Here is a 21409-nt window from a genome sequence, read left to right on the forward strand (position 1 = left end):
ATAGCGAGCAAATTCATCTTCACCACTGAGGCGGTATAAATGAAAATAGATAAAATATCCAATGCCCGAGTAACCCGCTCGACGTGGTAACTAATGACCATAATTCACCTGGTATCCTGACTTACAGCATCTAGATATATCCCTTCCCAAATCACTTTTAGCCAAAAGATTTAGTGGTTAATATATCGCTCTGTTTACAGTTGCGGGTACAGTTGTGGACTTTCACCACATTCCCAGCTTTATTTTATTACGCTTTTAAAACATAAAAAAGTAAAATTGAATATGACATTATTTAATTAATGGCGCGATTATCGACAGCTAGAGCGAAATAGCAAGGTTTATTTTTTATTCACTTGGCTGTTAAGAATATAAATATCCTCACTTTGTTCAAAATAATGTCACCGCAATATAACTAGGTTACTAAGCATAAAAGTTAACTGATTAGCTGTATTTCGTCTCCATGGCCGTTAAACTAAACCACTAACAACTTATCGTTAAAGCGTCAATTCAAGCCAACTTTCATCCCATAATGCCGCAAAATATAGCAAACAAGCTTAGCGCATTAAGTAATTAATTATGATGCGTAAACATCGAGTGTGCCAATAATAGCCAATAGATTAATTAAAAAATTAATCATTGTGTCTCTGTTTTTGATAAAGTAAAAAGCACTCAGCCTAATAACAACTAGCTTATGGCGACACATAGTTCATAGCAAGGCGCATACTAGTAACAAGACTGATAGTAAGACCACAGCGAGTCAACAAGGAAAATACATAATGCCAGTTGCTGAACCTAAATGGCCAGAACGAATTATCTGCTTAACAGAAGAAACCACCGAAGCACTTTATCTGATGGAAGAAGACCATCGCATTATTGGCATTTCAGCTTATACCATGCGCCCTGAACGCGCGCGAAAAGAAAAAACAAAAGTAAGTGCCTACATCACCGCAAGAACAGAAAAAATAGTCGCACTAAAGCCAGACTTAGTGTTGGCCTTTTCTGATATGCAGGCCGATATTGTTGCCGATTTAATCAAACAAGGTATACAAGTGCATTGCTTTAATCATCGCAGTGTCAGTGAAATTTTGCAGATGATTCGCACCTTATCGGGCTTAATCGGTCAACCAGAAAAAGGCGAAAAGCTAGTCAGCGACTTACAAAATAATTTAAGCAAAATTAAACAACAAGCAGCCAAGTTGCCTGTTCGCCCAAAAGTTTATTTTGAAGAATGGTTTGACCCTATTATCACCGGCATTGGCTGGGTAAGTGAGCTAATAGAAATTGCCGGTGGCATAGACTGCTATCAAGAGTTTTCCGGTCAGTCCTTAGCCAAAAACCGCATTGTAGCAGACCCCAGTGATGTTATTGCAAAACAGCCTGATATTTATATTGCCTCTTGGTGTGGTCGTAAATTTGATCAAGAAAAAGTTACCTCTAGAGCGGGGTGGCAAGCAATACCTGCGATAAAAAATGCTGACATCTATGAGATAAACTCTACCGATATTTTACAGCCAGGACCCGCAGCGTTAACTGACGGTGTTGAACAACTAGCCAACATTATCAAACAATGGGCCGAACGCACGTAATATGTTAAATTTTTTCAGCATTAAAAACAGCTTAATCACCATAGTCTGTACTTTATCTTTCATGTTTAGTGGCCAAGGTTTAGGGCAAGAACTTGATAAAGTTTCCATTCAACTCAACTGGCTGCATCAATTTCAATATGCTGGCTATTACGCAGCAAAAGAACAAGGCTTTTATCGAGCATTGGGCTTAGAGGTAGAGTTAAGAGAATTCAAAGGTTCAAGCCCCATTGAAGATTATGTCATCGACGGTAGGGCCGATTATGGCATCAATGACTCAAGTTTAATTGTCGCGAAAAATAATGGCAAACCTGTTGTTATTGTCGCACAAATATTTCAACATTCACCGGCCACTATCGCTACATTAAGATCATCCGGCATTGCCCGTCCATTTGATCTGATTGGTAAGCGCATTATGATAGATACAAAATTGAAAAATTTTGCCCCTATTACTGCCATGCTTATACAAGCAGAACAAGATATGTCAGCCTTTACTTGGCAAGAACAAAGTGACAGATTTTCAGCGCTAATTACCGGTAAAACCGATGCTGTTTTAATTTATGACACTAATGAACCCTTTGAATTTGACCAAGCAAATATTGATATATTAACCATTAGCCCAAGAGACTATGGTATTGATTTTTATGGCGACAATCTTTTCACCAGTGAGTCAGAGGTAAAAAACAACCCTCAACGTGTACAAGCAATGCGTCAGGCAACCATTAAAGGTTGGCAATATGCGCTCAATAATAAAGCAGAAGTCATTAAATTAATTGCAGAAAAATATAATAGCCAAAACAAGTCTTATCGCCACTTAGCTTTTGAAGCTGACGAAATTAGTAAAATAATTTTAGCTAAATTTATTCCTCTTGGCTCAATCGCCCGTACCCGCATGGAAAAAATAAGTCAGATTTATTATCAACTGGGCATGATAGATAAGCCTTTCATCCCCACCAATCTATTACTAGAAGACGCCTTAAGCAGCTTTGCTCCTAAACAACTTGCCATTGATAGCAGCACGTCATTAATTTTTGTCATGGTATTAATATCACTATTATTAATTTTTTCAACACTGCTGCTACCAAGATTAGTTAGCCAACAGCACCTAGCCTCCTTTATGGCATCAAAAAAATTCCCCTTTATCGTCCATACCGTATCGATATTAAATATCGCTATTATTTTTAGTGTTATTTACTTATCCTTGCAAGACAATGAAAAAATCAGCCAAGCCAATATCAAAAAAAATCTTGAATTTGTCGTTGAAGCCACAAAAAATAGACTCAATGATTGGCTCAGTGAGCAAGAAAACTTATTAAAAAAAATCGCTAAAGATGAGACATTAGTTAATCTGACTAAAAGCTTACTGGTGCAATCTCAGTTACACGACACACTCATCACAGTAAAATCACAGCAAAATATTCACCAATACTTGCGCCAAACGAGTCTTGCAAGCCAAGGTTTTTCAGTTATTAATCAAGACTTCATCAACATTAGCGCTGATAATAATGACAGCCTAGGTAAAATTAACCTAATAGCCCAACAACACCCTGATATTATCGCTGCTGTTTTTGCTGGAGAAAGTCGTTTTGTACCCTCGATAAACGCTGGTGTTAAGCACTCACTTAGCCACTCGGTCAATACGATAGATCAATACAATATGTATATGATCACGCCGATCCTCGATGAAAAAGATCAGGTTGTTGCGGCATTATCCATTAGCTTTAAAGTGACGGGCCAAATATCTACTATTATACAGCAAGGTCGCATTGGCGCCTCAGGCGAAAGCTACTTAGTCAGTCGATTAGGCCAAATGCTCTCAAAAAGTCGCTTTGATGCTGAATTATCATCACTACACTATTTTCAAGAACACAGCAAAAACAAGCAACTGATCACACTTAAAGACCCACAAGTTAATGTCATACAAAACCCTGATGCGGTGATTAACAGCCAGCAATTACCCTTTACTTTTATGGCAAACCAACTGGTTAATAATGCCCGTTCAGACAACATTAGCTTGATCACAGATCATAAAATTTCCAGCAATGTCTTGGGTTATAACGACTATCGCGGTGTTACCGTTTATGGTGCTTGGTTATGGAACAATCAGTACGGCTTTGGTATAGCAACCGAAATCAATGCAAATGAAGCGATGGGGGGTGTAAGCTCACTACGTAATGAATTGATGTTAATTGCTGTTATTACCTTACTATTAACCTTAACGTCTAACGTATTTACACTCACAGTTGGCCAACGTTCAACAAAATATATGCGCCACTCGAAAGCAGAATTAGAGCAACTCGTTGCACAACGTACCGCTGAATTACAGCAACGCGAACGTGCAATGTGGCAGTTATATGAACATGCACCAGTAGCTTATGCGACCTTAAACGCCCAAGGTGAGCTTATTAAACATAATTTTGTCTTCGCCCAAATGTTTAAACGCCCAAGAGGCACGTTTTCCTCCTTAAATTGGCAAAGCTTTGTTGCGCCAGCCCATTACGTGCACCAAATATTTCAGACTAAATCTCGGCTTTTAGAGTGTGAAGTGCCAGTCAAAATCAATGATAAGAAAACTATCGACACTATGATGTCTGCCCTGCCAGTTTATGATGACGATAATAAATTAACCGAAGTACGGTTAACGTTAATCGATGTGACGCAAAAAAATGCCGCCAAAGCACAATTTGCCGCCTTAATGGAGTCAGCACCTGATGCCATATTGATGTTAGATAAACATCGAGAGCACAGCATTGTTAACTCGCAAGTATTAACCATGTTTGGCTACGAAAAATCTGAGCTTATTGGCGAAAAAATTGAGCTATTATTACCGGAAGAAACAAGCTTACATATTTTTCACCACTTACTGCACGAACCTACCCTAGAGAAAAAGCTCATCGAGCTTAACGGTAGACGCAAAAACGGTAGTGAATTCTCTGCAGAGGTAACCGTCAGCGCCGTTGATATTCATAATGATCGCTTTATTGTGGCCATTATTCGCGACATCACCGAACGCAAAAATCGTGATGCTGCGTTGGCTGAGCACACTCTTTTCCAGCAAGCACTGGCTGATACCATTCCATATCCCATTTTTGTTAAAGACCCCGACACGAAATTTACTCATGTTAACAAAGCCTATGAACAAACTTTTAATGTTAAAAGAGCAGATATTATTGGTAAAACCGTACTAGACCTGACCTATTTGCCATTAGCAGACCGAAAAGCCTACCAAACAGAAGATACAGCAGTTATTGCCTCAATGGGCATGGTGCGAAAAGAAATACCACTGGTCTACGCCGATGGCTTAGAACATACCACCATGTATTGGGTAAAAAGCTTTGCAAAGGCTGATGGTAGCCCTGGCGGCTTATTAGGTACCTTTGTCGATATCAGTGAACAAAAAATGGCCGAGCAAACATTAGCCCATGCTAAAGCATTAGCAGAAGATGCGGTTGAAGCTAAGTCTAATTTTTTAGCTAATATGTCACATGAAATTCGCACGCCAATGAACGCCATTATTGGTATGTCAGCGTTAGCATTAAAAACAAACTTAACACCCGAACAAAAAAATCATATCGCCAAGGTCAATCTCGCGGCCGAATCCTTGCTAGGTATCGTTAATGATATTTTAGACTTTTCAAAAATTGAAGCCAATAAACTCGATATTGAATCCATCCCGTTTTGCTTAGATGATATTCTCGATAACCTTAGTATGATGTTAGTAGATAAGCTTAACGAGACACAAACTGAGTTGATTTTTGATGTTGAAAATACTGTCCCTATTAACCTTATTGGTGATCCACTGCGCCTGAGCCAAATATTAACTAACCTTGGCAGTAATGCCGCTAAGTTCACCGAACAAGGGCAAATAAAAATTCACGTTTCATGCCTGAGTAAGCATGACGATAATGTCACCTTAAAGTTCTCTGTTTGTGATACCGGCATAGGGATGAGTGCCCAGCAACAAGAAAAATTATTTCAATCCTTCAGTCAGGCAGACGCCTCAACAACACGAAAATATGGCGGCACAGGCTTAGGATTAGCGATATGTAAACGCCTTGTTGAATTATTGGGTGGTGAAATATGGCTAGACAGCGAAGAAAACAAAGGCAGCAAATTTCATTTCACCCTCAGCTATCAAAGCCAGTCGTTAGAAAACATTAAGGTTAAAAAACTGAAGTTAACCTCGATTGAAGGTTTAAAAATTGCCTTAGTAACAGACAATGAAATTTACAAAGCTATTTTACAGCGGATGTTAAAATCATGGGGTTTTGTAGTCGAACATTATAGCTGTGTTGGAGCCGTGCTACCTGAGCTAAAAAGCAAAACCAAGGTTTTTGACGCCTTAGTATTCGATCTTATCCATTGCAGTGATAATCAACACTGCAGCGATTTAGGTTTAATTCGAACGGCTAGTATGGGTTTACCCATATTACATATTCTGCCTAACAAACAAAGAATGTCGGAGCTAGCACTTAAAGGTGATGAAAAATATTCCACTCTTTGTAAACCAATAACTTCTTCTAATTTACTCGACAGCCTATTAATAGCTTTAGGTCGCGAAAACTTGCGTAGTGTTAAATATAATTTTTCTGTACATGATGTCCCCTTGGCAATAAATACCCTACAAGGTGCAAAAATATTACTGGTAGAAGATAATGAAATAAATCAAGAAGTAGCGACTGAATTATTAACTCATCATGGTATTGAAGTCGTGGTATCCAATAACGGACAAGAAGCCATAGAACGCCTTAGCCATGAACATTTTGACTGTGTGTTAATGGACTGCCAAATGCCTATTAAAGACGGCTACACCACCACACGAGAATTGCGTCAAGATCCAAGATTTATTGATTTACCTATCATAGCGATGACCGCTAATGTCATGACGGATGATCGTCAAAAAGCCTTAGACTCAGGCATGAATGAACATATTGGCAAGCCCATCAATACCGATGAACTATTTGTCAAATTGGCACAGTGGGTAACACCTAGCAAGCCAAATAAACTCAATACGCCAGATAAAGAAAAGCATAAAACCAACGATGAACCACTGTCATTAGCTAATAAAAACCAGCAAGTTACCATCCCTAAACTCGACGGCATCGACATAAAAGCAGGCTTAGCAATAGCACAAAATAATCACGCACTGTATTTGCGCTTACTGCTTAAATTTAAAGCTAACTATGCCAATGCTATGGCACCTATTTCCGTGGCATTAAACAACCATGATTTTGCTCAGATAGAATTACTGGCACATACCTTAAAAGGTGTCGCTGGCAATATTGGCGCAACAGCAGTTTACGCGCTTTGCCAACAGCTAGAAAACAACGCTGTCCAGCGTGATATAAAACCACTGCTTTTAACACAGTGCCAAGAAGAACTTAGTCGTATTGAACTTGCACTAGCACCGCTAGCACACCAAGAACCGGCTGATATAAATTTCAATATGTCAGCCTGCAAAGCACTTATGGCGCAATTGATTATTGATGTAGAGCATTGTGATGTTGCCGCTATTGACAGCATTCATACCTTGCTAGCAATGACCCAAGAGCAAAGCTATCATCAAGCACTAAAAGATATTATGGCAAAAATTGAAGTTTATGAATTTGACGATGCCGCAGAACTACTTAAGGAAATTAATATTTTTTCATAAACTACAAACTCATAAACCGACAAAAAATCAGACATAACCCATTGAATTTTAAGTACTGTCAGTAAATTGTCGGGTAAAAGTCGTAGTAAAAATTTATCTAGTAATGAATAATTCAATCCGAACAGTTACAAGGAGAAGTAAATGATGGTTCGAAAGTTAAGACTTAAACGAGCATGGTCTCAAGAGCAACTAGCCCAGTTCAGTGGCTTAAATATCAGAACTATCCAACGTATTGAACGAGGCCAAAAAGCAGGTTTAGAATCACTAAAATCTCTTGCTGCTGTTTTTGAAATTGAACTTGATGAATTACTGGAGAAAGAAAATATGAATAGCGCAGACAACTATAGTGCAGAAGAAAGTCGTATTATCGACCATGTTAGAGACATTAAAGGATTTTACAGTCACCTGATTAATTATACGCTGGTAATTCTAGCTTTATTTTTAGTTAATTTTTTAACTAGTCCTGGATATTATTGGGCTTGGTGGGCAGCGTTTGGTTGGGGTGTAGGGCTAATATCTCACGGCATTAGTGTCTTTGAGGTATATAACTTTTTTGGTGCTGATTGGGAAAAGAAACAAATTGAAAAAAGGCTAGGTAAAAAACTCTAACCCCCCTAAAAATAAAGTAATACCCGTTTCGTTTGTGAACTTGTTGTGCGCAGAAATTTGGCTTATAAAAATTTGCCGCAGGTCTTGTTTTTTATCTTAAATATACAAAATATGATCTGATATCTGTTATTTAATCGCTCTCATGAGCAAACGATTAAGCTGAATTCTAGCTTAGGCCAATGCAGCTTAATCGCTTAACAGGCATACGATTTAAGCCAATAGAGCCAAATCCTATGACTTAACTGTTATTGATTTATAGACTAATTAGCTTTTATTAGTCAGTGATCAAACTCGGAGTTTAGACAAAATTTATCACTAAAAATCAGCCGCGACTTCAAACACTAGCTTGGTCTCATTAATGGGATGACAAAACGACAAATACTCGGCATGTAAATGTAAGCGATTTGCTTTTAAACCATAATGGTCATCACCAACAATGGGCATATTCAAGCCTAGTTTATGGGCACAATGCACTCTAAGTTGATGCGTTCGCCCAGTTTTAGGGAACAAATGCAGTCGTGTGGTGTTATTTTTTCGTTCAAGAACTCGCCAAGTAGTTAGCGCGTGTTTGCCGTGTTGATAACAAACCATTTGCCGTGGTTTATCATCAAAATCTAAGGTCAGTGGTAAGTCAATACTGCCACTTTCTGCCACAATATTTCCATTAACCAAAGCGACATAGCGTTTTTCTATGGTGCGTTCAATAAACTGTTTTTGCAGCGCTTTATGGGCTACTTTATTGAGCGCAATAATTAACAAACCTGAGGTCGACATATCTAAACGATGGACAATAATTGGCCCAGAGGCCTGCGGAAATTGGCTTTTAATACGTGAATAAACCGAGTCTTCAATGCTTCTACCTGGCACTGACAAAAATTCGGCCGGCTTATTAACCACTAACATATCTGCGTCTTGGTAAACAATGGCTAGATCTTTACCCAGAGCAGGGTTGATCAACAACGGATTATCATCAACTTGTAAACCTTGCAGCATATGGGTCAAAATGGGCTGACATTTACTGTAACAAGACGGATAATAATTTTTGTGTTGTCTAATAGCCGATTTTGGCGCAGCGCCCCACCAAAACTCAGCCATAGCGAGTGGTGTTAAGTTATGTTGATAAGCATATTGTAATAATTTAGGTGCAGCGCAATCGCCCGCGCCAGCCGGTGGTGTATGATCAGGTAGCTCAGCAAAAATAGCATTTAAGTCTTTAGCCTCGCCCTTAGCATTGAGAAATTGGTACTGAGCAAAAAGTTTTTTCTGTAAATTTTTCGAGCGTGATTTTCTCAGTTTTTTTAATTTGTTAATTTCACTGGTAATACTCGCTAGTGCTTGCTGCAATAAGTCGAGTTGGTTTTGCCAAGATTGCTTTAGCGCTTGCAGCTGCTTTTTTTCTTGAATGCTTTGCCCTGCTAAATTTGCTTTTAACTGTTCAAAGTCGTGCTCCGTGAGTTGATCAATAGCGTCGCTGCGTTGTTGTTTTCTTTGCAGACGACTCGCTACCATTAAACTTTGCTGCGCTATTAACTCTTGCTGATAACTTGCTGTCGCCGCACTCAGCTGGTTATTAATAACACTAAGCGGCTCGCTATGTGCTAACTGCTCAATTTCAGCATTAATATTATTGATAATACGATTTTCTGCCAAAAAGGCTGCGTCTTGCCATTGCATATTAGACACTGCGGGCACAAAGTTGATATCCGCCGTATTGTCTTCAAGTTGTCCAGAGTAAGCACTTAAAAAGCCTAATTCTTGCTGGTTGTTTTGCACAACTAACACACCAAACATTTTTCCAGCATTGGTTTTATTTGATTCAACTGACCCATTTAATCCTGTTCTATCCAGCCATTGTGGCAGCATTTCAAGCTGTTGCTGTAACTGCTCAACGGCTTTAACCGCTAAAGGTTGTGGTTGATAATAAAAGGGGAAAGTAAACTTTTCTGGCAGCGTTATAGAGTCAACAGCTTGGGAGAATAACGTAAAGCAAGGGGCAAGATTTATCATGGCAATATAATGATGAAATGTTCAATAAGGCAATTAGTCAAGATAATAACATAATCAGCCTTATCTCACTAAATAACCTGATCTGGCGTAATCTTGATAAATTGGTGTTATACCACTTTCATTAAATTTGTGATCTTGTTGTGTGCAGAGAAAATGCATCAGGGCAAGACGCTTGATTGAGCAATAGCTGGCTATTGTGATTGAGAGCACCGTAGCCTTGGTGTATTTTAACCAGTACAAGTGGGCAATAACTTAATGAAATTGGTATTAAATACCATACAGTGCATAGCCAAGCTCGATATTGCAAAGCCTAGCAAGCAGTTATAGCGATGAATACTAGCTAAATTACTACCGATGCCGCCATAAAAAATTGACCTGTGGCAAAGAACTTTTTAAGTAAAAGACTAAAACCTACTACTTTAACTGCTATCGCAGCCATTAACTTACAACAAATAGGTTTAACCTAAAATGCTATAACTCTTGCCATTACACACAGCAAACTGTTTTGATGACAGTGAGATAGTTGTTGTATTAGGTTTTATTGTTTTCTCTATAAGCTGCCTGCAGTGCTGACATATGCAAACTTGTGCTGCTATAACTTAGCTAAAAATGAGCTCTAACCGATTGCTGAACGCTAAGTAAGAGCCGTACTTTTAACAATATTACCTTGGCGAACAGTTGGCATAATTCACTGCTGTTATTTTATTTTTTCCACACCCGCAACTTCTATCACCGTTTTTGCCTCTGCCCGTTCAATAACTTTTACTAGGGTAGTTTGAATAGTTTCGTCTTTTCTGATGTCACCTTTGCTAGAAAAACATTCTTCCTGAGCATCAGCACCGGCTTCCAACATAAAACTAACCACTACTTGTGTCGCACAATCTTCAGCTTCGCCAAAATATGCCAAGGTAATTTGAGGGTACCCCTGAAAACCTGCCTTAACTTTTTTTGCGATACGTTTTGTTGATTTATCTAAATTCATAATATCTATCCAGAAGAAATATAGCGCCATTAATGGGCTAATTATGTTGACTAAAATATGCAGCGAAATGAAAATAAGCTAGCAATTAACCAGTTCGCTTGAGTTATTGGCTAGTTTGCATTACTTTTCAGCTATTGACTAATAGAGTTTGTAATATAGTTAATTGATGTTTATCACCGACTAGTTTTGGCCTCAAATTTAAATTCACGCCCATAGTTTTTTATCCGCCATATTTCAGTGCATTTTTATGTTATTATTTAATATGTATTTGCTCGCGAAAAACGACAGCAAGGAAAGTTAAGTACAACTACGCAGGTCTACTAAATAGTTAAATAAGTGATTGCTAAAATGGCTAGGCTGTCAATAATAAGTTACCTACTAGTTTGACTCAGTATTAGTATTCATTAAGGCTTAAAAAAACTTAAGACTGTGTAGATAATACGTGGCCATTTTAGAAATATAGTTTTTTTATGCCATTAAATTGCACCCTCGCAATAAAAGTGTTACTAATTGTAATAGATTTAGAAGAATATAATTATAATACTTTTTATTTCTAAACCTTTGAAGTTATTGCATAATCGATTTTTTCACAATAAACAAAAAAACTATGCATTATAGATTACAGATGATTAAAGTTTATATTATATGAATACAGCAGTTCCGAGTAATAACAAGCAGACTGATAATAGAGAGAAGTTCACCCATTTTTTGATGTCGCAATGCTTAAACGTTAGGCGTGGGGCTTTAATCGCTGGATTGCTTTTATATCTAGCATTTTCCATTATGGATATAGTTAAATTTCCCAGTGAAATATACCTATTAACACTAACATCTAGGCTATTTTTAGTCATACTGCCCTTATTGTATTTAAATTTCATTTATTGGTTTAAACCCCCGATAACGATACGTTCAAACGTATTATTAATGCTGTTTATCTACCTGACAGTGGGCTTAAATCATACCTTAATCTATTATCTTTCTAGCATAAATGGTTTTTCATTTCCTCAGCTTGGTTTAGTGCTCATTATAATGTTTGGCTGCTTACTTATGGTGCTGCCGATCAAACCTACAGCCATAGTCACTGTGATTATTCTCTGCGTATTTGTAGCGGTAAATATTCACTTAAGTCACCCATTAACCGAATTAATATTCATGCTGGTAATTTTTATAGTTGCTGCAGCTATTTGTCTTATGGTTAATCTAACCGGCCAAAAAACGCTCTATCAAAATTATTTATTAATCAATAGGCTTTACAGTGAATCGATAACAGACGGATTAACAAAACTTAACAACCGAAGATCCTTTCAAGAACAAATAGTAAGATTAAATGCCATTGCCGTGCGTGACGATGGAGCCCTAGGTTTAATTTTTGTTGATGCAGATTATTTTAAAATAATTAACGACTCTTGCGGACATAGCATGGGTGATGAGGTTTTAAAAAAGCTAGCTCGCGTCATAAAGGACAAATGTCGTCGTACTGAAGACATTGCCTTTCGCATAGGTGGTGATGAATTTGCAGTGATTCTCTATGGTGTAAATAGAGCAAAACTTGAAGCAACCTGTTTAGAAATAGTCGAGAGTGTGGCAAATTTCAACTTGAATAATAATGGCGAAATTCTTAAAACGTCAGTCTCTGTCGGAGCGGCTTTAAAAACTAACAGTACTAAAATATCCAGTGATAAACTGGTTAAATTAGCTGACGAATATTTATATGAAGCAAAAAAAAATGGCAAAAACCAATACTGTTTAAAAACTATTTAACCACTGTTCCATAGTGGTTACTGATGCCTGCTATTGAGTGTTTGGTGTTAAAACTCCTGCCATTTAATATTGCCTAGCAAAACAAGATCAGCGGCTAGCGTTTTAATGTTTTAATGTTTTAATGTTTTAGGGCTTAATGAATAATAATAGGTCGCTAGATAACCTATTATTATAACCTAGGAGTTTACTTACCTAGCCAAAGTAAAATCGTCATCAAGCTATACTAGCATCGTTAAGCATTAGATTTTTTGCATCAACGCTGTTTGTATTGTGTTGGGCAGTAACCTCTGGTTACATCGTCACTTCTAAGTTGCAGATGTTTTGTCGCACGACCACCCACCCTTTTACGCCATAACCTAAAGCTTTTTGGCTTTAAGTGACTACGCATAAATTTGATCACTTCGGGCTCTCGTAAGTTGAACTGGTGCTCTATCGCTTCAAAGGGAGTTCGGTCTTCCCAGGCCATTTCTATAATTCTTGATTCTTCATCCATCAAAAATGCCATAAAAGCTATCCTAACATTGCTCAATAAGTTTTTTAGCTATACGGATAACAGATAAGAAAAGACCAATTCCTCATTATTTATTTTGCCTGTTTAAAGTTAGAGTAAAACCTAAGCGATACTGGTTGTAACTGTTTTTGCACTCGCCCATATAAATTCACTCATATAAACTTAAGATAATTTATAACGCTAGTGTTACCGCTTTCAATATTAAAATAAATCAATGTGATAGGTGAAAAATAATAAAGGTACCGAGTGAAAATAAAGGTTAATCGCTCGCTTAACGGTTGACGGACTAAAGTCCGACCTACAAAAATCGCCCAACGCTATATGATCACCCGCAGCTTCTATGGGGCTTAAATGTAGGTTGGACTTTAGTCCATCAGGTTAAATGAAATTTAACTTTTTTTGCTATTGAAATTATTTAACAGAATAATATTCGCTGCAAAATTTGGTTAACCCATGACATTAATTGACCGTTTAACGGTTGACGGACTGAAGTCCGACCTACAAAAAAATTGTGCTCCATTGCGTTAATTGCCCGTTTAACGGTTGACGGACTAAAGTCCGACCTACAAAAATCGCCAAACTATGTTGTGAAAAAAAGCTTTTAATTTACGCTACAACTGCCTTGAAAAACACCGCTACTGAGTATATCTACAACTTGTCTAAATCATTTAATAACTCGGCCGCTTTTTCTCTGATGGCAATTTTTTGCGCCGGATCAACTTTATCCCAGTTACGGATAGGGAAGCTCATGCGATGGTTTGCGGCAAACTTGTCATAGTTTTGGTCGATAAAGTTCCAATATAAACTATTTAATGGGCAAGCATTTGAGCTGACTTTTTCTTTCACTTTATAATGACAGTTTTTACAATAGTCACTCATTTTATTGACATAGTTACCGCTTGCCGCATAAGGTTTTGTTGCTATCCAACCACTGTCAGCAAAAAGCGCCATGCTGCGAGTATTGGGTAGTTCTACCCATTCAATCGCGTCTATGTAGATGCCTAAATACCAGTCATCAACTTGGCTAGGTGCTATACCGGCTAACAAAGCAAAATTCCCTGTGATCATTAAGCGTTGAATATGATGGGCATAAGCATGCTCCAGTGATTGTGATATCGCGCTTTTTAAACACTGCATTTTAGTGTCCGCATTCCAGAAAAAATCAGGCAAGTTACGCTTAGCGCCTAAAAAATTTTGCTCTGCGTAGTTCGGCATATTCACCCAATACATACCTCTGACATATTCTCGCCAGCCTAGAATTTGCCTAACAAAACCTTCAATTTGCGCCAGTGTGATCTTACCCTCAGAGTCTTGATAAGCGATAAGCGCAGTGTTAATTACCTCCATTGGGCTGAGCATTTTACAGTTAAGTGAAAAGCTTAGCCGCGAGTGATATAAACTCCAAGCGTAGGGCGAGGCTACCGTCATTGCATCCTGAAAGTTACCAAAATTAGCCAGCTGATGTTGACAAAAATAATCCAGTAACACTAAGGATTGTTGCCGACTAATGGGGTAAGCCACATTATCCGACTCATGCCCGATAGTATTAATATTATGCTGTTTTATACGCTGTAAATATTCCTCTGCTGAGTTGTCAAATACCAAAGGTTTGGGGATAAGTTTGAGATCAGCTTGCTTAAATGATTGACGATTATTAGCGTCAAAGTTCCATGCACCACCTGCCGGCTTTAAGCCCGTCATCAAAATAGAAAAACGCTTACGCATAAAACGATAAAAGTTCTCCATTCTTACGTGCGTTGCCGCTTTAAAATGATTAGGTAATTCGTCAAAGGGCAGTAAAAAATGTTCACTGTCGACTTCAACCACAGGTAAAGCTAACTGCGCTGACATGCCAGTTAATTGTGCTCGTAAGCGGTATTCGTCAGGCCGTTGAAAGCTAAAGCTTTGACAAGCATAACGTGCAACTAATGCTGTTATCAGCTGTGGAAGATCCTGATATGCTGCACTGTCATCTAAGGTGAGATAACAAACCCGATGGCCTTTACTTTCAAGGTCTTGAGAAAAATTAGCCATGGCAGCAAAAAATGCAGTTATTTTTTGCACATGGTGCTTAGTATAGTTTGCCTCTTGGTGCAGCTCAGCGATGACATAAACAACATCAGCGTCGATATGTTCAAACCAAGTGTGCATAGGATTGAGCTGATCACCCAATATAAGCCTGAGATGTTTTGCCGTCATGAAATTTACCTTACCTTTATTTGAACTCTGGCTAGAGCCAAGCTTTAGCGCTTTGCTTAGTTTAAGTTTAGCTCTTTTTTTTGACTCTCGATTGAGCGCTATCAAGTGCACTATTACTCGTGTTTTTATTACGCCGACATCGCTCTGAGCAATACAACACATGCTCCCAATTGGCTTGCCATTTTTTGCGCCATAAAAAATCTTTTTTACAGGTCAGACAATTTTTATGGGCTAACAATAATTTTTTATGCATCGTTGATCATATTAATTTTTCTAATGGTTTAGGCTTGCTGGCTTTCGTCGATTTTTTAGTCACTCGAACATGCTTCGCGACAATACGCTGGCCTTCTTTTTTACTGTCAAATCGTTTTCTAAAACCCCAGAGTAAATCGCGGGCAATCTTCCCTGTTTCATTGATATCCACCATAGGTAAAGGATAAGTCTCGCCTAATTGACATTGATAAAGCTGTTGCTCCATTGGCGATAATTGCCAAGGGGTATGAATAATTTCATTCGGCAACTCTGATAATTGTGGCAACCATGTTCTAATAAATAGGCCATCTTTATCTTTTTCCAATGACTGTTTCACTGGATTATAAACCCGAATGATATTAGTGCCGGTTACCCCTGACTGCATTTGAAATTGTGGATAGTGAATGCCTGGTTCAAAATCGAGAAATAGTTTCGCTAAATACCTTACGCCTAAACGCCAATCTAGCAGTAAATGATGGCATAGAAAGCTGACTAACATGGCTCGCATGCGAAAGTTGATATAACCGGTTTTTATTAAACAAAGCATGCAAGCATCAACTAGCGGATAGCCTGTTTGCGCCGTTTTCCATTTATCTAATCGCGTTTCAACACTCAAACCACAGTGAAGGTCAGGATAGCTAAAATCAATGTAAGCTCGATTTACCGGACGCCACTGCATTTGATGTTCGCTTTCAAATTTTTGTATAAAATGGCAATGCCAATGCAGGCGAGATGCCAGTGCATCTATCGGTCTTTTCCAACCGCTTTGAGGTCTTTTCATTAGAATACTTTGATAGAACTGCCTTAAGCTTATATTGCCCCAAGCTAAATAAGGCGATAACCGTGAACAACTTTTACGACTTGCCTGCGGTTTAGATATGTCAAAATGATAGTTTTTACCTCGGCCATTCAAAAATGATTGCAGCATTTTTTGCGCCCAAAGCTCACCACCTTTTAACATGAACTCATCAGCTGTTGACCACGACACAGGTAAAATAAACTCAGGTAACTGCTCTAAACATTGTTTATTGACCAGTGTGTTACAAGATAGCGCTGGCTGACTTAACTCAGCTTTCATGATCTTACGCCAGTCTTTGTCCCAGTTATTTCTATTTTTTTTACCGCGACTTACCGCGCCTGATGCACTTTCATGCCAAACAATGTTTTGTGCTTTACACCATTTTTTAACCGCTTTATCGCGCTCAAAAGTAGACAACAAGCCGACTTCTTCATGGCTGAATAAACCGGTAATATTAAAGCGCTGCTGAATTTCATTAAGGCCGGCAAGCGCATCACCAAAATAGACATAAACCCGGGCATTAAAAGCGCTGAGCTGAGCGTTAATATCTTCAATTGATTGCCAAATAAAACGCCAATGTCGTTCGTCGTAATGAGGGTCTGCTATTAATAAAGGCTCAAAAACGTAATACAGCAGTGTTAAACCCGACTGAATGGATTCGCTCAGCGGCAGATGATCGCTAAGTCGCAGGTCACGCTTTAACCAAACAATATTGACGGCACTATCTACTAGGCTATTAGTTGTCACGAGATTAGTTGCCAGGTTATTAGTTGCCACCAGATTAGCTGCCATTCTAGTTTACTGTAGCACAGGCCAATCTGAAGCATCTACAGAGTCTAGTGCTTGATTGGCTTGAGTACTTTGCTGACTTTGATCCGTCCATTTAGCTTGGTAATCACCATTAGGGTCATAAAGTGTGGTTTGCTTCTCAATATTAAAATGTCTACCGCCTCTAGGGTCAACACCTACGCCGGCGATGTATTGCCAATTACCCCAATTAACCGCAGCGTCGTAATCAATTAACTGCTCTTCAAACCAGGCAGCACCGTAGCGCCAATCAACACTGAGTTCATTCACTAGGCAACTTGCAGCAATTTGACGTCCTCGGTTACTTAAATAGCCGGTTTGTCTTAACTCATGCATAAAGGCATTAACCAAGGGATAAGGGGTATTGCCTAAGCACCATTTATTAAAGCGTTCAGGATAGAATGTTGTTAAGGGTTTATGTTTAGCAATGCCTTTAAATTGGTAGGTTTTAGCGCCAATTTTACCATGTACCCATTGATAGTACTCTCGCCACAGTAATTCTAAATACAGGCATTCGGTTGAACTATTTTTGCCATGCTGCTGTTCAAAATCAGCAAGGTAATTCATCACTTGGCGCACAGAAATACAGCCAGCATTTAACCACGGCGATAGCTTGCTGCTATTTTTCCAACCGTCTAAATTATTTCTGACTTGCTTATACTCGGCGGGGGAATTTGACGAAAAATATTGCCTAAGATGCTTTAAACCCTGTTGTTCACCCCCTTCAAACTCAAAGCCTTGGTTGGTCTTTATAGCACTTACACTAGGTAGCCATTTAGGTTTAAAACGAGTTGGCGCCGGTAGGGTGTTAAACATGCTAGGCAGAGATTCCACGCTTGGCACTGGCTTGTAAATACTGACTTCAGCCATTTTCTTTCGAAATTTAGAATAACTCACTGGTAATTCATCATACTCAAAAGGCAATGAGTTTTTGGTAAATAAAGTAAATTGCTCTACCTGATTAATGGTCAGCTCAGGCAGGCGTTCATTAAGCTGAGTAATAAGCCTATTTTCATAAGTGCCGGGTAATTTCGTGGTGATTACATCAGTAATTTGATAGTTTTCACAGAGCCGAGTTAAGGTCGATAAGGTATCGCCATAAACAATATACAGCGCTTGGCCGAGCTTTAATAAGCTCTCGTTAAAATCATCTAAGCAGCCTTGTAAAAATTGCCACCTGATATCGCCTAGAGGTTTTGACTGAAAATTATTTGCTTCAAAGCACTGTTTATCAACAATATACACACAAAGCAGATGATCACTGAAACTGGCTAAGTTAAGCGCGGCGTTGTCATTGATACGAAGATCTTTATTCAGCCAGTACAAGGTACGTTTCATGGATATAATTCAATTAGTTAAAAAAAACTATACGCATAAAGCTAGCACTTAGATCAAAATAATTCAGTTATCGCCTGCTTTAACTCACCGCCATTGAATTAAGCGCTGCAATGGCGGTAAGTTAACTATCAAACAAGCGGATCAAAAGCCAACCCAAGCCTTCAACAACCCCATTGTTATTAAGCATATATTCCTGTTGTTAACAGGATACCCACCCGACTTCAAGATACAGTTTTATGACTTATCAGGTGTTTCAGCGGTGGCTGATTTTACCTTATGATAATGTTTGATCAGATTCCAAGTAGAGCTGTCGTGAGCGGGATTGTTTTTGTCACTGTGCAGATCATGTTCAATTTTATTAGCTAAACCTTTGCCTAATTCAACGCCCCACTGATCAAACGAACATATTTGTAAGAGAATCCCTTGGACAAATATTTTATGTTCATAAAGTGCGATTAAGCTGCCTAACGAACGGGGTGAAATACGGTTCATTAATATAGTGTTAGAGGGGCGATTTCCTTTATGTACCTTATGTGGCGCAACTTTATTAATATACTCATCTGTCCTGCCTTTGGCTTTTAAGTCATCTCTAACTTGTTGTTCATCTACTCCTTGCATTAATGCTTGAGTTTGAGCAAAAAAGTTCGCCATCAGTGTTTCATGATGTCCCTCAATAGGGGTATTACTTTCAATTGAACCAATAAAATCAGCCGGCACGACATTATTGCTTTGATGCAAATATTGATAAAAAGCATGTTGGCCATTAATGCCTAATTCGCCCCAAATTGACGGCACAGTTGAATAGCTAATGGTTTCGCCATGCCAGTTAACTGATTTTCCGTTACTTTCCATTTCTGCTTGTTGCAAATACGCAGATAACATATGTAAGGATTGATCATAAGGTAAAATAGCCTGTGATTGTGAACCTAGAAAAGTACAATTCCAGACACTGAGTAAGGCTAAAATCACTGGCGCGTTATGTTCAAGTTCAGTCTGACAAAAGTGCTGATCCATTTCGTGAGCACCGGCTAATAATTCAATAAACTTATCGAAACCTAAGTCTAAGGCTATTGGCAAGCCTATGGCTGACCATAATGAAAATCGACCGCCAACCCAATCCCACATCTCGAATATATTATCGGCCTCAACACCAAATTTCATCGCATTTTCTTTATTGGTGGTCACAGCGACAAAATGCTGAGCAACAGCACTTTTATCAAATGAAGCAGAGGTTAACCAGTTCAGCGCCGTTTTAGCATTGATCATGGTTTCTGTGGTGGTAAAGGTTTTGCTAGAAACAATAAACAGGACTTTCTCTGGATTTAATGGCTTCAATACATCGGCAATTTGGGTGCCATCTACATTAGAGACATAGTGAACATTGATACTGTCATCACTATATTTTTTTAATGCCTCAGTAACCGTTTGAGGGCCTAAGTTAGAGCCACCAACACCAATATTAACCACGTCAGTAATGCGCTTGCCAGAATATCCTTTCCATCTTCCTTGACGCACTTGTTCGGTAAAGGCTTGCATTTTATCTAACGATTTTGCAACGCATGCATTGATGTTTTCGCCATCAAGAAATATTGGCGTTTGTTGCTGATCACGCAGGGCGGTATGCAAAACAGCTCTATCTTCTGTGCCATTAATACGCTCGCCTTTGAACATTTTGTCTCGCCAAGCCTCTACATCGCATGCTTTTGCGAGTGAAATTAACAGTGAGCGAGTTTCTTCTGTGATCAAGTTTTTAGAATAATCTAATAGCATAGAAGGTAATAACAGAGAAAATTTATCAAATCGTTGTTTGTCTTCATTGAAAAAGTCGTTCATATGAGACTTTTTCATCTGTTGTGCATGCAGCGTTAGCTTTTTCCAACTGGCAAGGGAAGTTCTAGATTCCATATTTATTCTCGGATATTTGATAGAAAAACAATTAAAGCGCTAGCGCTTTAATTGACGGCAAGGCAGCAAATGCGCCCATTTTTTGGCAAGTTAAAGCACCACATTTACTGGCGAATAGTACCGCTGATGACACAAGCGTTTGGTTTTCTAATACATTAAATAAACACGCTTGATTAATATCGGCATCTTGAGAGAGAGCAAATAAGAAGCTAGCAATAAAACTGTCACCGGCAGCCGTGGTATCTAGCGCGGTTATTTTAGGCACAGCAATCATCAGTGAGTAGCTGGCACAAGTTACTTGCACCTCGTTAGGGCCATCAGTAATAACGATCAGCTTAACGCCTAGCGTTAATAGATAGCTAACATAGCCTGGTAGGTCAACATTTTTAATGGCGGCTAAATAGCTGGCTTCATCTTTACTTAATTTTACAATGTCACTTTCATTGAGACAGGCTTCTACGCGAGCAGGTAATAAACTTAAATCAGCCCAAAGTTGCTGACGTAAATTAACATCAAAGCTAATTAATACCTTGTTCGACTTAGCGCGCTTTAAGGCATAAAGCGTATTATCATGGTTTTTTTCATTGGTGAGGGTATTTGAGCAATAATGAAAAACAGCAATATCTTGCCAGTTTATTTTATCAACCTGGCTCTTGTCATAATACATATCTGCCGTATCGTTACGATAGAAATTAAAAGCACGTTCGCCACTCGCATCTAAGGTCACCAACACTATGGCTGTATTGGCATTTTCTACGGTATTTACGTAACTTGTATTCACCCCTTGATCTTGTAATTGCTGCATTAACATAGTACCAAAATCATCGCTACTGATACCGCCGGCAAAATAACTATTACCGCCTAATTTAGCATAGGCTACAGCGACATTTGCCGGTGCACCGCCCGCTAAAGGAGTGTAACTTGGGTTATGAGCAGAGCTTGGTAAAAAATCAACCAACACTTCGCCATAACTGAGTAAAGAAAGCATAAAATCACCTTTGAA

Annotated in this window: 13 protein-coding genes and 1 riboswitch; of the genes, 4 read left to right on the forward strand and 9 right to left on the reverse strand. The window is 38.7% G+C overall.

The genetic code is table 11. The features are described 5' to 3' along the window. Positions 1 to 87: 87 nt before the first annotated feature. Positions 88 to 283: riboswitch (cobalamin riboswitch) on the reverse strand. 493 nt (positions 284 to 776) lie between these two features. The 3 genes from H4J59_RS14350 (at position 777) to H4J59_RS14360 (ending at position 7845) form a co-directional block, all read left to right on the forward strand. Continuing rightward, the gene (locus tag H4J59_RS14350; protein WP_182240448.1) at positions 777 to 1586 is read left to right on the forward strand and encodes a cobalamin-binding protein; all 810 of its coding nucleotides are present in this window, start codon (positions 777 to 779) and stop codon (positions 1584 to 1586) included. Between the two features lies 1 nt (position 1587). After that, complete coding sequence (locus H4J59_RS14355; protein ID WP_182240450.1) at positions 1588 to 7236, forward strand: ABC transporter substrate-binding protein; 5649 nt, start codon at positions 1588 to 1590, stop codon at positions 7234 to 7236. Between the two features lie 141 nt (positions 7237 to 7377). Further along, entirely contained in the window at positions 7378 to 7845 is a 468-nt protein-coding gene (locus H4J59_RS14360) for a 2TM domain-containing protein (RefSeq protein WP_182240452.1), read from the forward strand. 315 nt (positions 7846 to 8160) lie between these two features. On the opposite strand, the gene H4J59_RS14365 is transcribed toward H4J59_RS14360, so the two are convergent. Continuing rightward, entirely contained in the window at positions 8161 to 9852 is a 1692-nt protein-coding gene (locus H4J59_RS14365; RefSeq protein ID WP_182240454.1) for an RluA family pseudouridine synthase, read from the reverse strand. Between the two features lie 697 nt (positions 9853 to 10549). Beyond that, positions 10550 to 10834, reverse strand: coding sequence for a hypothetical protein (locus H4J59_RS14370; protein ID WP_182240456.1), 285 nt, complete (start codon positions 10832 to 10834; stop codon positions 10550 to 10552). A gap of 783 nt (positions 10835 to 11617) precedes the next feature. Here H4J59_RS14370 and H4J59_RS14375 point away from each other — a divergent pair. Continuing rightward, entirely contained in the window at positions 11618 to 12595 is a 978-nt protein-coding gene (locus H4J59_RS14375; protein WP_182240458.1) for a GGDEF domain-containing protein, read from the forward strand. A 253-nt stretch (positions 12596 to 12848) separates the two neighbouring features. Here the strand turns inward: H4J59_RS14375 and H4J59_RS14380 are convergent, their stop codons facing one another. From H4J59_RS14380 to H4J59_RS14410, 7 genes are all read right to left on the reverse strand, one after another. Continuing rightward, on the reverse strand, positions 12849 to 13100 hold the full coding sequence (locus H4J59_RS14380; protein ID WP_146879395.1) for a TIGR03643 family protein: 252 nt from the start codon (positions 13098 to 13100) through the stop codon (positions 12849 to 12851). 654 nt (positions 13101 to 13754) lie between these two features. Next, complete coding sequence (locus H4J59_RS14385; RefSeq protein WP_182240460.1) at positions 13755 to 15305, reverse strand: cryptochrome/photolyase family protein; 1551 nt, start codon at positions 15303 to 15305, stop codon at positions 13755 to 13757. 67 nt (positions 15306 to 15372) lie between these two features. Continuing rightward, positions 15373 to 15558 carry a DUF2256 domain-containing protein gene (locus H4J59_RS14390; RefSeq protein ID WP_182240462.1) on the reverse strand — a complete coding sequence of 62 codons (186 nt, stop codon included), beginning with the start codon at positions 15556 to 15558 and terminating at the stop codon, positions 15373 to 15375. Positions 15559 to 15564: 6 nt separating this feature from the next. Then, positions 15565 to 17148, reverse strand: a complete 1584-nt coding sequence (locus H4J59_RS14395; protein ID WP_259369539.1) for a cryptochrome/deoxyribodipyrimidine photo-lyase family protein — start codon at positions 17146 to 17148, stop codon at positions 15565 to 15567. Between the two features lie 6 nt (positions 17149 to 17154). Next, positions 17155 to 18501 carry a DASH family cryptochrome gene (locus H4J59_RS14400; RefSeq protein ID WP_182240464.1) on the reverse strand — a complete coding sequence of 449 codons (1347 nt, stop codon included), beginning with the start codon at positions 18499 to 18501 and terminating at the stop codon, positions 17155 to 17157. 234 nt (positions 18502 to 18735) lie between these two features. After that, positions 18736 to 20406, reverse strand: a complete 1671-nt coding sequence (gene pgi / locus H4J59_RS14405) for a glucose-6-phosphate isomerase (RefSeq protein ID WP_182240466.1) — start codon at positions 20404 to 20406, stop codon at positions 18736 to 18738. Between the two features lie 31 nt (positions 20407 to 20437). Then, entirely contained in the window at positions 20438 to 21394 is a 957-nt protein-coding gene (locus H4J59_RS14410; protein ID WP_182240468.1) for a carbohydrate kinase, read from the reverse strand. Between the last annotated feature and the right edge of the window lie 15 nt (positions 21395 to 21409).

Origin of the sequence: Colwellia sp. MB02u-10, from assembly GCF_014077185.1 — a bacterium.
Classification (GTDB): Bacteria; Pseudomonadota; Gammaproteobacteria; order Enterobacterales; family Alteromonadaceae; genus Cognaticolwellia.